We start from the raw sequence: 14,418 nt of genomic DNA, 5'->3' as shown, positions 1-14,418 counted from the left end.
TTGTCGCGGCTCACGGTAAGGTCGCCCCGATGAGTGCCATGCCTACTGACCCGACCGTGAGCCCGGCCACACGAGGCAGGCTGTGCGTCCTGCTGGTCTTCGGTGGACGCTCGAGCGAGCACGCCGTGTCGTGCATGACGGCGCGCGAGGTCCTCGCAGTGATCGACCGTGACCGCTACGACGTGGTCGCCGTCGGGATCACCCGCGACGGACGCTGGGTCCTCCACGAGGGAGACCTGGCGATCGACGCCGAAGGGCTGCCGGAGGTCGATCCGGACGGTACGCCGGTGGCGCTGGCCGGAGACCGGCTGCTGGCCCTCGACGTCGAGGGTGGCAGCAGGCAACTCGCTGCGGTCGACGTCGCGTTCCCGCTGCTGCACGGTCCTTGGGGCGAGGACGGGACCCTCCAAGGACTGTTCGAGATGGCGGACCTCCGCTACGTCGGCTCCGGTGTCCTCGCGAGCGCGGTGGCGATGGACAAGGCGGTCGCCAAGCAGCTGTTCGCGGCCGCGGGGCTTCCTCAGCTCCCGTACGCCGTCGTCGCCGCTGACGAGTGGTCCCGCGACGCTGCCGCGGTCCGCGAGACCGTCGCCTCGCTGCACTACCCGGTGTTCGTGAAGCCGGCGCGCGCCGGCTCGAGCATGGGCGGGACGCTCGTCGCCGACGAGCACGCGCTCGCCGCCGCGATCGAGGTCGCGCAGGAGCACGACCCGAAGGTGATCGTCGAGGCCGCTGTCGAGGCCCGCGAGGTCGAGTGCGGGGTCCTGCAGAACCCCGACGGCTCGCTGCGCGTCAGCACCCCCGGCGAGATCGCCGTCGACCATGGTGCGGGCCACGACTTCTACGACTTCAGCGCCAAGTACGTCGACGGCACCTCCAAGAACCTCATCCCCGCACCGATCGAGGAGGTGCTCGTCGACAGGGTCCGTGACAAGGCGGCGCGCGCGTTCACGGCTCTGGGGTGCGAAGGCATCGCCCGGGTTGACTTCTTCCTCGTCGACGGCACCTTCTTCATCAACGAGGTCAACACGATGCCGGGGTTCACCCCGTACTCGATGTATCCGCAGGTCTGGGAGGCGACCGGTCTCGGCTATGCCGAGCTGGTCGAGTGCCTCATCGCGCACGCGCTGGCACGCCCGACCGGCCTGCGCTGACCCTCGCCACCGCCGTACGACGCCACGGCGCGCCCTAGACGCAGGGTTTCTCGACCGGGTCGTGCTCGTCGATCGTCGCCGCGAGATCGGTGAGGGCGTCGGCCGGAGGGTCGTACCGGCGCGGCACGCTCACCTCGACGTACGCGGTGCGTCCGATCGTCGTGAAGACGTAGTAGTCGTCGTCCTCCTGCGTGAACCACCCGATCCCGTCGACCATGTCGCAGCGCGAGGCCGCGCCGAGGTCGGCCGGGCGCTCCACGCCGCAGCGCATCACGATCGCCGGGCTGCCCCACGCGCGACCGGCACCCTCGGGCGCCACGCGGACGGCGTCCTGGCCGGCGACTGCGCCGGGAGCGTCGTCGAGCAGGTCGGAGCACAGCGTGGCGACGTCGGCTGCCGGCTCGGGCGGGTCGACGGCCACGGTGTCGGCGCAGCCCGCGAGCGCGACGAGGAGCCCGATCGCGCAGGCCGTGCGGATCGTGCGTGTCAGAGGTGCACGACCGGGCACGTCAGCGTCCGGGTGATGCCGTCGATGCGCTGGATCCTGGCGACGACCATCTCGCCGAGCTCGTCGACGTGCTTGGCCTCCGCCCGCACGATGACGTCATAGGGGCCGGTGACGTCCTCGGCGAGCGTCACACCGCTCACCTCGGCGATGGCGGCGGCGACGTCAGCAGCCTTGCCGACCTCGGTCTGGACCAGGATGTAGGCCTGCACCACCATCTTGCGCTTCCTCCGTGCTCGTCGGTCATCGCCTCCGACACGCTACAGGATGATGTCGCTTGTGTGACACCGCAGCGGAGCGGCGCGGTCGGGATCCGGGGCTGGCCGGTGTCAGGATGGCTGCATGGACACCACTTCCCGCGGGGCCGAGGGCCGCCCGACGATCGGCGATCTCGGCGAGTTCGGCCTCATCGCCCAGGTCGCCCGTGAGCCTCGCTCGGACCGGGTCCAGGTCGGACCCGGGGACGACTGCGCGTACGTGCGCGTCCCCACCGGGTCGGTGCTCGTCTCGACCGATCTCCTGGTCGAGGGGCGCCACTTCCGGCGGGACTGGGCCGAGGCGTACGACGTCGGCCGCCGCGCCGCCGCCGCGAACCTCTCGGACGTGATGGCGATGGGCGGCGTCGCGACGGCGCTGACGGTCGGCTTCGCTGCGCCGGCCGACCTGGAGGTCCAGTGGGCGGAGGACCTGACGCGCGGCATCGTCGACGAGGCCGCGCTCGTCGGTGCCGAGGTCGTCGGTGGCGACGTGACGGCCGCCGACGCGGTGACGATCGCGATCACGGTGCTGGGGGAGTCCGCCCAGTCGCCGGTCCTTCGCTCGGGTGCACGCCCGGGCGACGTCGTCGCGTTCACCGGCCGCATCGGGTGGGCCGGTGCTGGCCTGCACGTGCTCGCGCGGGGATTCCGGTCTCCGCGGGTCCTCGTCGACGCGTTCCGACGCCCCGAGCCGCCGTACGAGGCGGGCCCCGTGGCAGCGGCGCACGGTGCCACCGCGATGATCGACGTCAGCGACGGGCTGCTGGCCGACCTCGGGCACGTGGCCGAGGCGAGCGGCGTCGCCATCGCGCTCGACGCAGCGGCGTTCGAGGTGGCGCCACCGATCGCCGACGTGGCCGCGGCGACGAACGTCGACGCGCTGAGCTTCCTCCTCACCGGAGGGGACGACCACACGCTCGCGGCGACGTTCCCGGCGTCGACCGGCGTGCCCGACGGCTGGACGGTCGTCGGCACGGTGGTCGAGGGCGAGGGAGTGACCGTCGACGGGGCGCCGTGGGAGGGCGCCGGAGGTCACGAGCACTACCGCTGAGGTCGACGCGCTGCACGTCCGTGGGAGCGGGTCGTGCAGCGACCGTCGACGCTCACGTCGCCGAGTCCTTGCGCCGCCACGCGCCCGGCGCCACGCCGACCTGCCGCTTGAACGCCCGGTTGAACGCGGACTCCGACTGGTAGCCGACGGCGGACGCAGCCTGGGCCACCGTGCACGTCCCGCCCTGCAGGAGACGCGAAGCGAGCTGCAGGCGCCAACGAGCGAGGTACGTCATGGGCGGGATGCCGATGTAGGCGCTGAACCGCTCGGCGAGGGACGAGCGTGAGATCCCGACCTCGCGGGCCAGGTGCTCGAGCGTCCACGGCTCCGCGAACCGGCCGTGCATGAGCCGCAGCGCCGCGCCGACCTCGCGATCGCGCAGGCCGGCGACCCAGTTCCGCGTGCCGGGCGGCAGGTCGTCGAGGTGGGACCGCAGCGCCTCGAGGAACATCAGCTCGGACAGCTTCGCGAGCATCGCCTCCTGCCCCGCGTCACGCTCGTCGCTCGCGGCGACCGCGGCGTCGAGCAGGCTCGTCATCCATCCCCAGCTGCGATCGGACACGGGGGCGTGCACCATCCGGGGCAACGACTCCAGCAGCGGGTTGAACGGGCCCTTGTCGCACGCGAGGTAGCCGCACACGATCCGGCACCGGTCACCCGAGCTGTCGCCGTTGAAGTCGATGACGAACGGCAGCGCCTCGCTGACCGGACGGTAGTAGCGCGTCAGGTCCGGCTGCCCGCGCATCCCAGGCGCCGACGACAGGATGTTCGCCTCGCCTGAGGAGAAGATGACCATCTCCCCGGCGCGGAGCAGCTCGGCGGGCTCGGGTTCGTCGACCGCCTCGACCCAGCAGGAACCGGACGTGAGGACGTGGAACCCGATCAGGTGCTCGGCGTCGGCGGCGACCCGGTCGGCGATCACCTGGGTCGGCGGGCTCTCGGCGACGAAGGGCGAGCGTGCCTCGATGTCGAAGTAGACCGCCCCCGTCAGGCGCACGGCGAGCAGGACGTCGGACAGAACGTCCATGGGCACCTCCTGGACGCTCGGGCAGCGGGCCTGGACCCCCGGCGTCGTTCGAGCCTCCCGTCGGACGGACGGACAAGACCTCCGGGGTCTCGGGCCTTCAGCGCGGCTGCGCGGCTCCCTAGCGTCGAAGACACATTCTCCCACCAGGGAAGCGTCAGAGGAGATCATCATGTCTGCAGCCACCACCACCACACCGGACGCCGTCCTCGAGGACCTGCGCCAGCTCGTCCGCGGGCCGCTGGTCGGTCCGGGCGATCCGGGGTACGACGAGGCGAGGAAGGTCTACAACGCTGCCGTGGACCGCCGCCCCGCGGCCGTCGTCCGCGTCGCCGACGTCGCCGACGTGATCGCCTGCGTCGACTTCGCCCGACGTCACAGCATCCCTCTCGCCGTACGAGGAGGAGGCCATCACGGGGCCGGCTTCGGCGTCCAGGACGGCGCCCTCGTCATCGACTTCCGCGACCGGCGCTCGACCACCGTCGACCCCGCTGCCGGCACGGTCCGCGCCGACGCCGGCTGCACCTGGGGCGACGTGGACCACGCCACGGGCGCGTTCGGGATGGCCACCCCGTCCGGCTTCGTCTCGACGACCGGCGTGGCCGGGCTGACGCTCGGGGGCGGCACCGGCTACCTGACCCGGCACTTCGGGATGACGGTCGACAACCTCCTCGCGGCGGACGTGGTCCTCGCCGACGGCACGTTCGTCACCGCGAACGCGGACAGCCACCCGGACCTGTTCTGGGCGCTGCGGGGCGGCGGCGGCAACTTCGGGGTCGTCACGTCGTTCAGCTTCCGGTGCCACCCCGTCGGTGAGGCCGGCGAGATCGTCGGCGGACCGGTGCTCTACGACCTCGGAGACACCGAGGAGGTGTTCCGCTGGTACCGCGACCTGCTGCCCGCGCTCCCGGACGAGCTCAACGGATGGATCGGCGTCATGGAGATCCCGTCGTCAGCACCGTTCCCCGAGGAGCTGTGGGCACGGAAGGCGTGCGCGATCGTCTGGTGCTACTCGGGGCCGCGTGACCGCGGTGACGAGGTGCTCGCACCCGTCCTCGAGTTCGGGGATCCGCTGCTGACCGGCGTCCAGCCGATGCCGTACGCCATGCTCCAGTCCGCGTTCGACGGACTGCTGCCCGCGGGCATGCAGTGGTACTGGAAGGCCGACGTCTACGAGGAGATCCCCGACGAGGCGATCGCGCTGCACAGGCGGTACGGCGAGACCATCCCGTCGCCGCTGTCGACCATGCACCTGTATCCGATCAGCGGTGCCGCGGCCCGGGTGCGGGAAGACGCGACGGCTTTCGCCTTCCGGGGCGGCGGGTGGAACGGTGTGATCGCCGGCATCGATCCCGACCCGGCCAACCTGGCGGCGGTCACCGCGTGGGCGACCGACTACTGGGCTGACCTGCATCCGACGTCGGTCGGTGGGGGCTACGTCAACATGATGATGGACGAGGGCGAGGACCGGGTCCGGGCCGCCTACCGGGGCAACTACGACCGTCTCGTCGAGGTGAAGCGGGCCTACGACCCGTACAACCTGTTCCGGTTCAACCAGAACATCTCGCCGGTCTGACGGCGACCGTCCCAGGGACGAGCAGATGCCGGTGAGCACGCCCGTGGTCGCGGGAGCCGTGTCGACGGTCATCTTCGCGATCAGCACGCTGCCGATGCTCGTGAAGGCGGGCCGGACGAAGGACCTCAGCTCGTACAGCCTGGGAAACCTCGGCCTGAGCAACGTCGGCAACGCGGTGCACTCGGTCTACGTGCTCAGCCTGCCGGCGGGTCCGCTCTGGGTGCTCCACGGGTTCTACGTGGGTGTGGCGCTGCTGATGCTCGTCTGGTACCTGCGGTACGAGACCAGGTCGGGGCGTCACGGGACGCAAGAGAGGCGGGCCGCACCCTGGGGTGCTGCCCGCCTCGACGTGCGTGGGACCGCCGCGGTGTCGCCGCGTCAGCAGCGACGGACCGGGGATCCGGTCAGCGGCTGACCTTGCCGGCCTTGAGGCACGACGTGCACACGTTCATGCGCTTCGGCGTCGCGCCGACGACCGCACGGACCCGCTGGATGTTGGGGTCGAACCGACGGCGCGTGCGCTTACGCGACCACGGCTTGTTGTTGCCGAAACCCGGCTTCTTGCCGCACACGTCGCAGACTGCAGCCACAGCGAACACTCCCGATTGAAATCGAAGGGGGATTACCAAAAGTCAAGATTATCTGATGGGGCAAGGCGGAATCCAATCGGCCTCGTCGCTCACGGTCGGAGCGCGCCCGGGGATAGTCTCTCAGATCATGACAACACGCCTGTCCCCGGACTCCTTCGCCGCCTGGGCACAGGCGTGCACCGAGGCGCTGGGGCAGGCTCGTGTCGAGATCGACGCGCTCAACGTCTTCCCGGTCCCCGACGGCGACACCGGCACCAACGTGTACGTGACGTTCGAGGCGGCGAGCGAGGCGATGGCAGCGGTCGAGCCGGGCGCGTCGTTGTCCGCGCTGGTCCGTGCGTACGTCGACGGCGCGCTGCTGGGAGCGCGCGGCAACTCGGGCGTGATCATGGCCCAGCTCCTGCGGGCGTCGCTCCCGGCGATCGCCGAGTACGAAGGCGGTACGGCGGGTCCCGCCGCGGTCGCCGAGGCCATGAGCACCGCCGCCGCTGCCGCGTACGCCGCCGTCGGCCACCCGGTCGAGGGCACGATCCTGACTGTCGCCTGCCGTGCGGCGGAGGCGGCGCACGAGGCTGTCGCGGCAGGTGCCGGGATCGACGAGATGTTCGGCGCGGCGGCAGCGGCAGCCCGTGAGGCGCTCCGGCGCACCCCCGAGCAGCTCGAACGGCTGGCCCGCTCCGGCGTGGTGGACGCGGGAGGCCGCGCGCTGGTGGTGGTCCTCGACACCACGGACCACCTGCTGACCGGGCGGTTCGTCCCGGACCCTGCGCCGTTCGTGGCCGCCCCGCGCCTGCTCGACGACGATGCCGATCACGACCTCGACCCCGACGGCCCGGCGTACGAGGTGATGTATCTCCTGGACGCGCCCGACGACGCGATCGGTCGCCTCCGGACACGGCTGGACGGGCTCGGCGACTGCCTCGTCGTGGTCGGCGGCGACCGGCTGTGGAACGTCCACGTGCACGTCGACGACGTGGGTGCGGCGATCGAGGCCGGCATCGAGGCGGGTCGCCCGTACCGGATCGCCGTCACGCACTTCGCCGAGCAGCGCGGGCGGACGAGCGCGACCGGCTCGCGAGCCGTCGTGGCGATCGCCGCCGGGCCGGGCCTCGCGTCGCTGTTCAGCGACGCCGGCGCGGTCGTGGTCACGACGACGGTCGGCGCTCACGTCGGCGTGAGCACCGTGCTGGACACGATCCTCGACTGCGGCGCCGACGACGTCGTCGTGCTCCCGAACAGCCGTGACTTCCGCACGGTCTGCGACGCGGCCGCCGCCCAGGCACGTGAGGCGGGCGTGCACGCGACGGTCATCCCGTCGTGGACGCAGGTCCAGGGGCTCTCCGCCATCGCGGTCCACGACCCGGGGCAGGCGTTCGACGACGACGTCGTCGCGATGACGAGTGCCGCGCGCGGCACGCAGCACGGCGCCATCACCGTCGCCACCGAGACGGGCATGACGATGGCAGGTCCGTGCCTCGTCGGTGACGTGCTCGGTGTGGTCGACGCCGAGTTCTCGATGATCGGCGACGAGCAGGCCGAGGTCGCCCGGCTGGTCCTCGACCGGCTGATGTCGGGGAGCGCCGAGCTCGTCACCCTCGTCACGGGAGCTGGCCTCGACCCCGACGTCGTCCCGCGGCTGGAGCGCTGGTTGCGTGCGCGCCGACCCGATGTCGAGCTGGTCGTGTACGACGGGGGTCAGGAGCGATACCCCCTCCTGGTGGCGGTCGAGTAGTGGGAGGGTGACAAGCGTGGGCGTCTCGCCGCAGACCAAGCTCTCGTCGGTCGTCGGTGCGAAGACGGCGAACGCGTTCGACCGCAGCTTCGGCATCGTGACGGTCGAGGACCTGCTGCGCCACTACCCGCGCCGCTACGCCGAGCGCGGCTCGCTCACCGACCTGTCCGCGCTGCGTCTCGACGAGCACGTGACGGTGCTCGCGCGGGTGGTGCACGCGAAGGACTACCCCTTCCGGCCCAAGGGCGGCGGGAGGCCCGGAGGCAAGAACGTACGCACGGAGGTCGTCGTCACCGACGGCACCGGCGAGCTCGTGCTCACGTTCTTCCGTCAGCCGTGGATCGCCCAACGGCTGAAGCCGGGCACGCTCGGCATGTTCGCCGGCAAGGTGAACTCCTTCCGTGGCCGCAAGCAGCTGCTGCACCCGGAGGTCAGGCCGGCCGCGGACGAGGAGGAGGCGCGCGGCCAGGCGGAGGAGTACGCCGGCTCGATCGTGCCGATCTACCCGGCGACCCAGGCGGTCTCGTCGTGGACCGTCGAGAAGACGGTCGCGTTCGCTCTCGACTCCCTCGACGAGATCGCCGACCCCCTGCCCGAGCCCGTACGCCGTCGGCGCGGGCTGGTCGACCTGCGCACCGCGTACGAGCAGATCCACCGCCCTCGCGAGGCCGAGGACCACTGGCGGGCGAGGCACCGGCTGAAGTACGAGGAGGCGTTCGTCCTCCAGACGACGCTCGCCGTACGCCGCCACGCCGTCGTGTCCGCGGGCGCGACTCCGCGGCCGCACGTCGACGACGGGCTGCGCGACCGCTTCGAGGCGCAGCTGCCGTTCTCGCTGACCGCGGGGCAGCACGGCGTCATCACCCAGATCGAGGCCGATCTCGCGCGCAACCAGCCGATGCAGCGGCTCCTGCAAGGTGAGGTCGGCTCCGGCAAGACCGTCGTCGCCCTGCTGGCGATGCTCCAGGTCGTCGACACCGGGGGACAGGCGGTCCTCCTCGCGCCGACCGAGGTGCTCGCTCAACAGCACTACCGCTCGATGGTTGCGATGCTCGGCCCGCTCGCCCAGGCAGGGATGCTCGGCAGTGCGGAGACGGCGACGCGGGTGCGCCTCCTCACGGGGTCGATGGGGCAGAAGGCCCGTCGCGAGGCGTTGCTCGACGCCGCCTCGGGCGAGGCAGGAATCCTCGTCGGGACCCACGCGCTGCTCGAGGACCGCGTCCAGCTCGCCGAGCTCGGTCTGGTGGTCGTCGACGAGCAGCACCGCTTCGGGGTCGAGCAGCGTGCCGCACTGACGGCCAAGGGCGCCGACGCCCCGCACCTGCTCGTGATGACCGCGACGCCGATCCCGCGGACGGTGGCCATGACCGTGTTCGGCGACCTCGACACGTCGACGCTGACCGAGCTGCCCCGGGGACGCCAGCCGATCCAGTCCACCGTCGTGCCGGCAGCAGAGAAGCCCGCGTGGGTCGACCGGACCTGGGAGCGCCTGCGTGAAGAGGTCGGGAAGGGACGGCAGGCGTACGTCGTGTGCCCCCGGATCGGCGACGACGACGGCGACCGCGGCGAGGACGGGGTGCAGCTCGAGCCGGACGAGGACGGGTCGAGCCGCCCGTTGACGTCCGTCCTCGCCCTGCACGAGCTGCTGCGCGACGGTCCGCTGGACGGCCTTCGTACGGCGGTCCTCCACGGGCGGATGCCACCGGAGGAGAAGGACGCGGTCATGCGCGCCTTCACGGCGGGCGACGTGGACGTGCTCGTCGCCACCACGGTGATCGAGGTCGGTGTCGACGTCCCGAACGCCACCGCCATGGTGATCATGGACGCGGACCGCTTCGGCGTCTCGCAGCTGCACCAGCTGCGCGGTCGGGTCGGGCGTGGGGCTCATGCGGGGCTGTGCCTGCTGGTCACCGGGGCCGCGGCGGACACCCTTGCGAGGGAGCGGCTCGACGCGGTCGCGGCGACGGCCGATGGGTTCGCACTGTCACGGCTCGACATCGAGCTCCGGCGGGAGGGTGACGTCCTCGGTGCTCGCCAGTCCGGCGTGCGCTCCAGCCTGCGGCTGCTCTCGGTCGTGCGCGACGAGCAGGTCATCGCCGACGCGCGCGGGGACGCCGGCGAGACCGTCGCCGACGACCCGGTGCTCGACGGCGTGCCGGCGCTCGCCGCCGCCGTACGCGCTCTCGAGGACAGCACGCAGGCCGACTACCTGGAGAAGACATGACGGGCACCGGCAGGGAGTTCATCGAGGAGGACCTCGCCGGCGCGCGGTTCGTCCGTTCGGACCTCGCCGGCGCGGTCATGCGCGGGGTGTACGTCTCGGGGCTGGACATCGACACCCCGGACCTCACCGACGGCCCGCTGCTGGTCAACGGCGTCGACGTCGCGCCCTTTGTCGAGGACAGGCTCAACGGTCGGTTCCCGGGCCGCGACCTCAAGTGGTCCGACGACCCCGCCGGCCTGCAGGCAGCGTGGTCGGCCGTCGAGGCCGCGTGGTCCGACGCGCTGGTCGCAGCGCGGGGGAGGGAGGACGTCTCGGTCGACGGAGAGTGGACCTTCGCCGAGACCGTGCACCACCTGGTCATGGCCACCGACATCTGGCTGAGCGGCGCGATCCGCGGCGAGGAGCAGCCACTCCACCCGATCGGTCAGCCGTTCACCGAGTACGCCGCGGACGGCGGCGACGTGACGCTCTTCCGCGAGCCGACGTCGTACGACGAGGTCCTGGCGGTGCGCGCCGAGCACCAGGGGATGGTGCGCGACTATCTCTCCGGCGTGACCCCCGAGATCCTGCAGGAGGAGCGCGCCAACCCGTGGGCGCCGCACGTGCGCGTGACCGTGCTGCACTGCCTGCACGTCATCCTCAACGAGGAGTGGGAGCACCTCCGGTTCGCGCTGCGTGACCTCGCGGCGGACGGGCGGACCGAGTCGTGACGCGCATCATCGCAGGGCGCCTCGGCGGGCGCCGGCTCGCGACGCCGCCCGGATCAGGCACCCGGCCGACCTCCGACCGGGTCCGCGAGGCGCTGTTCTCGGCGCTGGAGTCGAGGATGGGCGGGCTGGCCGACGCGCGGGTCCTCGACCTGTACGCGGGGTCGGGCGCGCTGGGGCTCGAGGCGATCTCCCGGGGCGCCGCGCACGCCACGCTGGTCGAGGCCGACCGCCGTACGGCGGTGCTGATCCGCCGCAACGCCCACGAGCTGGGCGTCGCCGACGCCGTGACGGTCGCCGCCGTGAAGGTCCGGACGTTCACCGCTCGACCCCCGGCCACGCCGTACGACGTGATCATCGCGGACCCCCCGTACGACCTCTCGGACGCCGACCTCGCCGTCGTGCTCCAGGCGGTCGCCACGCCGGTCTGGTTGGACCCCGACGGCATCCTCGTCGTCGAGCGGTCGACGCGCGGACCCGCTCTCTCGTGGCCCGCGACCATCGACGGCGAGTCCCACCGGGCCTACGGCGAGACGGCCCTTTGGTACGGTCGGCCGCATGACTAGGGCCGCTTGCCCGGGATCGTTCGATCCCGTGACCCTCGGACACGTCGACATCATCTCCCGCACCTCGCACCTCTTCGACGAGGTCGTGGTCGCGGTCGGCGTGAACGACTCGAAGCGTGTGATGTTCAACACCGCCGAGCGGGTCGCGCTGCTCGAGGAGGTCCTCGGTGACCTCCCGAACGTCCGGGTGCTGACGTTCTCCGGCCTGCTCGTCGACTTCTGCACCGAGCACGACGTGTCGGCCGTCGTGAAGGGCCTGCGGGCTGTCTCCGACTTCGACTACGAGCTCCAGATGGCGCAGATGAACTCGACGCTGGCACACGTGGACACGCTGTTCATGCCGACCAGCCCGGAGTTCTCCTTCCTGGCGTCGAGCCTGGTCAAGGAGGTCGCACGGCACGGCGGCGACGTCTCCGGACACGTCCCGGCGGTCGTGCTCGACGCGTTGAAGGCCAAGCTCGCCGCGGAGTGACGCCTCGGTTAGCGTCCGCGTGGGGTCGTTCGGTATCCTGGTCCTTGGCCTGCAGACGGGCCACACCCCGCTATGCCTGAAGGAGTACGCGTGAGCACGCTCGACTCCCGGGCGCCGTTCGTTCTCGACACCCATGAGATCGCACGTCGACCCGGAACCCAGCGTGAGCTCGAGTTCACCGAGAAGGCACCGGCGGGGATGCGTGTCGACATGCTCGGCGTGCCCGAAGGAAGTGACGTCGACCTCGAGCTCCGGCTCGAGTCGGTCATGGAAGGAGTCCTCGTCACGGGGACCGCTTCGGTGCACACCTCCGGCGAGTGCGTACGCTGCTTGAAGGACATCGACGGTGAGATGACCGTCGACCTGCAAGAGCTGTACGTCTACGACGGGGACGAGGACGACGACACGGCCCGGCTCGAAGGAGACCTGTTCGATCTCGAGCCTGTCCTGCGGGACGCGGTGGTGCTCGCACTCCCGCACAACCCGTTGTGTGTTCCGGATTGCCCGGGACTGTGCCCCGAGTGCGGAGCGCGGCTCGCGGACGACCCAGAGCACACACACGGCGACGCCGTCGACCCCCGTTGGTCGGCGCTCAGCCAGATGTTCGAAGGCAACGACCGTCCTGCGGGCGGTTCGGAAGAGACCGGGCGCGAGCCCGGCCCAGACGAGGAGTAGAAGTGGCAGTCCCGAAGCGCAAGATGTCGCGCAGCAACACCCGCCACCGTCGTTCGCAGTGGAAGGCCACCGCGCCGCAGCTCGTCACGTGCGCCAACCCGGCGTGCCGTGCCAAGCACCTGCCGCACCGTGCCTGCCCGGACTGTGGCCAGTACGGCCCCCGCGGCGAGCAGCGCCAGGTCATCTGAGCTGCCGGCCCGTGTCCGACGTCGAAGACGGCGCTGACGCGGCCTCGAACGCCGAGCTTCTCGAGCAGCTCGGCGTCCCCGGCCTCGAGCCGGGGTTGCTGACCCAGGCGCTGACCCACCGGTCGTTCGCGTACGAGAACGGCGGCCTCCCCAACAACGAGCGACTCGAGTTCCTCGGGGACGCCGTTCTCGGTCTGGTCGTCACCGACACGCTCTACAACGCGCACCCCGACCTCCCCGAAGGCCGCCTCGCCAAGCTGCGGGCCGCGGTCGTCAACGCGCGCGCCCTGGCGGACGTGGCGCGTGAGCTCGGCCTGGGTGCCTATCTGCGTCTCGGCCGCGGCGAGGAAGCCACCGGTGGACGCAACAAGTCGTCGATCCTCTCCGACACCGTCGAGGCGCTGATCGGCGCGATCTACCTCCAGGACGGGTTCCCCGGTGCGGCCGAGGTCGTGCACCGGCTGTTCGACCCGGTGATGGCGCGGGCCGCCGAGCTCGGCGCCGGTCTCGACTGGAAGACCAGCCTCCAGGAGCTCTCGTCCGACCGCGGTCTCGGCGTCCCCGAGTACCGCCTCTCCGAAGAGGGCCCGGACCACGACAAGACCTTCACCGCGCACGTCCGTGTCGGCGGCGAGGTGTACGGCCAGGGCGTCGGCCACTCCAAGAAGGAGGCCGAGCAGCAGGTCGCCGAGACGGCCTGGCGCGCCATCAAGGCCTCTGCCGACGCGCTCGACGCCGAGGACGGCACGGTTGCTCCCGCAGCCGAGGTGATCGCGGCCGTCGAGCAGGCCAGCCAGTCGACCACCGAGTCCTGACGGCCCGACCGCACGATGCCCGAGCTGCCCGAGGTCGAGGTGGTGCGGCGTGGCCTGCAGGAGCACGTCGCAGGCCGGCGGATCGAGACGGTCGAGGTCCTGCACCCACGGCCCGTGCGTCGCCACCTCGCAGGGCCTGCTGACTTCGCGCTGCGCCTGACCGGCGACCGGCTGCTCGCCCCCGCACGCCGCGGCAAGTACCTCTGGCTCCCGCTGGAGTCCGGCGACGCGGTCCTCGCGCACCTCGGGATGAGCGGACAGTTCCTCGTCCAGCCGCCGGACGCCCCACCCGAGCGGCACCTGCGGGTCGTCCTCGGTCTGGACGACGGCGCCGTCCAGCTGCGCTTCGTCGACCAGCGCATGTTCGGTGGTCTGTCGATCAGTGACGACGGGGCGGTCCTCCCGCCCGAGATCGCCCACATCGCTCGCGATCCGCTCGACCCCGCCTTCGACGACGGCGACTTCGTCGATCGCCTCCGCCGACGGCGTACGGGGGTCAAGCGGGCGCTCCTCGACCAGACGCTGGTCTCGGGGATCGGCAACATCTACGCGGACGAGGCACTGTGGCGCGCCCGCCTCCACTACGCCCGGCCGACGGACACGATGCGGCGGGCCGAGGCCCAGCGTGTCCTCGACGCGGCGCGCGAGGTGATGTCGGCCGCGCTCGCTCAGGGCGGCACCTCGTTCGATGCGCTGTACGTGGCGGTCAACGGTGAGAGCGGATACTTCTCGCGGTCCCTCGAGGTCTACGGACAGGCTGGGGAGCCGTGCTCACGGTGCGGCACCCCGATCCGGCGCGACCCGTTCATGAACCGCTCCTCGTACACGTGTCCCCGCTGCCAACCCCGTCCGCGCAACGCGCGGTGGTGAGGCCGGCAGCGG

General features: G+C 71.5%; 17 protein-coding genes. 13 read left to right on the top strand and 4 right to left on the bottom strand.

Going from position 1 to position 14,418, the window contains the following annotated elements; all coding sequences use genetic code 11:
- Positions 1 to 38 precede the first annotated feature (38 nt).
- Positions 39 to 1,154: a D-alanine--D-alanine ligase family protein gene (locus GH747_RS08525; protein ID WP_205602879.1), complete on the top strand. Its 1,116-nt coding sequence runs from the start codon at positions 39 to 41 to the stop codon at positions 1,152 to 1,154.
- A gap of 34 nt (positions 1,155 to 1,188) precedes the next feature.
- On the opposite strand, the gene GH747_RS08520 is transcribed toward GH747_RS08525, so the two are convergent.
- Together GH747_RS08520 and GH747_RS08515 are read right to left on the bottom strand one after the other, a co-directional pair.
- A complete protein-coding gene (locus GH747_RS08520) occupies positions 1,189 to 1,662 on the bottom strand; it encodes a DUF3515 domain-containing protein (protein ID WP_228552841.1) in 474 nt (157 codons plus the stop codon).
- Positions 1,641 to 1,877 (bottom strand): Lrp/AsnC ligand binding domain-containing protein, encoded by a 237-nt coding sequence (locus tag GH747_RS08515; protein WP_149769142.1) that lies wholly within the window; start codon positions 1,875 to 1,877, stop codon positions 1,641 to 1,643. Before GH747_RS08515 ends, GH747_RS08520 begins: the two co-directional genes overlap by 22 nt.
- Before the next feature lie 124 nt (positions 1,878 to 2,001).
- Here GH747_RS08515 and GH747_RS08510 point away from each other — a divergent pair, with 124 nt between their 5' ends.
- Positions 2,002 to 2,967: a thiamine-phosphate kinase gene (locus GH747_RS08510; protein WP_149769141.1), complete on the top strand. Its 966-nt coding sequence runs from the start codon at positions 2,002 to 2,004 to the stop codon at positions 2,965 to 2,967.
- Positions 2,968 to 3,019: 52 nt separating this feature from the next.
- On the opposite strand, the gene GH747_RS08505 is transcribed toward GH747_RS08510, so the two are convergent.
- Positions 3,020 to 3,994: an AraC family transcriptional regulator gene (locus GH747_RS08505; protein ID WP_149769140.1), complete on the bottom strand. Its 975-nt coding sequence runs from the start codon at positions 3,992 to 3,994 to the stop codon at positions 3,020 to 3,022.
- Positions 3,995 to 4,163: 169 nt separating this feature from the next.
- Here GH747_RS08505 and GH747_RS08500 point away from each other — a divergent pair, with 169 nt between their 5' ends.
- On the top strand, positions 4,164 to 5,567 hold the full coding sequence (locus tag GH747_RS08500; RefSeq protein WP_149769139.1) for an FAD-binding oxidoreductase: 1,404 nt from the start codon (positions 4,164 to 4,166) through the stop codon (positions 5,565 to 5,567).
- A 31-nt stretch (positions 5,568 to 5,598) separates the two neighbouring features.
- Entirely contained in the window at positions 5,599 to 5,982 is a 384-nt protein-coding gene (locus GH747_RS08495; RefSeq protein ID WP_205602849.1) for a hypothetical protein, read from the top strand.
- Here GH747_RS08495 and rpmB read toward each other — a convergent pair.
- Positions 5,972 to 6,157 (bottom strand): 50S ribosomal protein L28, encoded by a 186-nt coding sequence (rpmB, locus tag GH747_RS08490; RefSeq protein ID WP_139087903.1) that lies wholly within the window; start codon positions 6,155 to 6,157, stop codon positions 5,972 to 5,974. The two genes, GH747_RS08495 and rpmB, sit on opposite strands and share 11 nt — an antisense overlap.
- A 127-nt stretch (positions 6,158 to 6,284) precedes the next feature.
- Between rpmB and GH747_RS08485 the strand changes: the two genes are divergently transcribed.
- The 9 genes from GH747_RS08485 (at position 6,285) to mutM (ending at position 14,406) form a co-directional block, all read left to right on the top strand.
- A complete protein-coding gene (locus GH747_RS08485; RefSeq protein WP_149769138.1) occupies positions 6,285 to 7,889 on the top strand; it encodes a DAK2 domain-containing protein in 1,605 nt (534 codons plus the stop codon).
- 16 nt (positions 7,890 to 7,905) lie between these two features.
- Positions 7,906 to 10,113, top strand: coding sequence for an ATP-dependent DNA helicase RecG (recG, locus tag GH747_RS08480; protein ID WP_228552840.1), 2,208 nt, complete (start codon positions 7,906 to 7,908; stop codon positions 10,111 to 10,113).
- Positions 10,110 to 10,823, top strand: a complete 714-nt coding sequence (locus tag GH747_RS08475; protein WP_149769136.1) for a DinB family protein — start codon at positions 10,110 to 10,112, stop codon at positions 10,821 to 10,823. Before recG ends, GH747_RS08475 begins: the two co-directional genes overlap by 4 nt.
- Positions 10,820 to 11,386 (top strand): 16S rRNA (guanine(966)-N(2))-methyltransferase RsmD, encoded by a 567-nt coding sequence (gene rsmD, locus GH747_RS08470; protein WP_149769135.1) that lies wholly within the window; start codon positions 10,820 to 10,822, stop codon positions 11,384 to 11,386. Before GH747_RS08475 ends, rsmD begins: the two co-directional genes overlap by 4 nt.
- Entirely contained in the window at positions 11,379 to 11,858 is a 480-nt protein-coding gene (gene coaD, locus GH747_RS08465) for a pantetheine-phosphate adenylyltransferase (protein WP_149769134.1), read from the top strand. Before rsmD ends, coaD begins: the two co-directional genes overlap by 8 nt.
- A gap of 90 nt (positions 11,859 to 11,948) precedes the next feature.
- Positions 11,949 to 12,533, top strand: coding sequence for a YceD family protein (locus GH747_RS08460; RefSeq protein WP_228552839.1), 585 nt, complete (start codon positions 11,949 to 11,951; stop codon positions 12,531 to 12,533).
- 2 nt (positions 12,534 to 12,535) lie between these two features.
- Positions 12,536 to 12,721 carry a 50S ribosomal protein L32 gene (gene rpmF, locus GH747_RS08455; RefSeq protein WP_149769132.1) on the top strand — a complete coding sequence of 62 codons (186 nt, stop codon included), beginning with the start codon at positions 12,536 to 12,538 and terminating at the stop codon, positions 12,719 to 12,721.
- Between the two features lie 11 nt (positions 12,722 to 12,732).
- Positions 12,733 to 13,536: a ribonuclease III gene (gene rnc, locus GH747_RS08450; RefSeq protein ID WP_228552838.1), complete on the top strand. Its 804-nt coding sequence runs from the start codon at positions 12,733 to 12,735 to the stop codon at positions 13,534 to 13,536.
- Between the two features lie 15 nt (positions 13,537 to 13,551).
- A complete protein-coding gene (gene mutM / locus GH747_RS08445) occupies positions 13,552 to 14,406 on the top strand; it encodes a bifunctional DNA-formamidopyrimidine glycosylase/DNA-(apurinic or apyrimidinic site) lyase (protein ID WP_149769131.1) in 855 nt (284 codons plus the stop codon).
- Positions 14,407 to 14,418: the final 12 nt, after the last annotated feature.

It is taken from the genome of Mumia xiangluensis (assembly GCF_010994095.1).
Lineage (GTDB): Bacteria > Actinomycetota > Actinomycetes > Propionibacteriales > Nocardioidaceae > Mumia > Mumia xiangluensis.
This window is presented reverse-complemented; position numbering and strand designations above follow the sequence as displayed.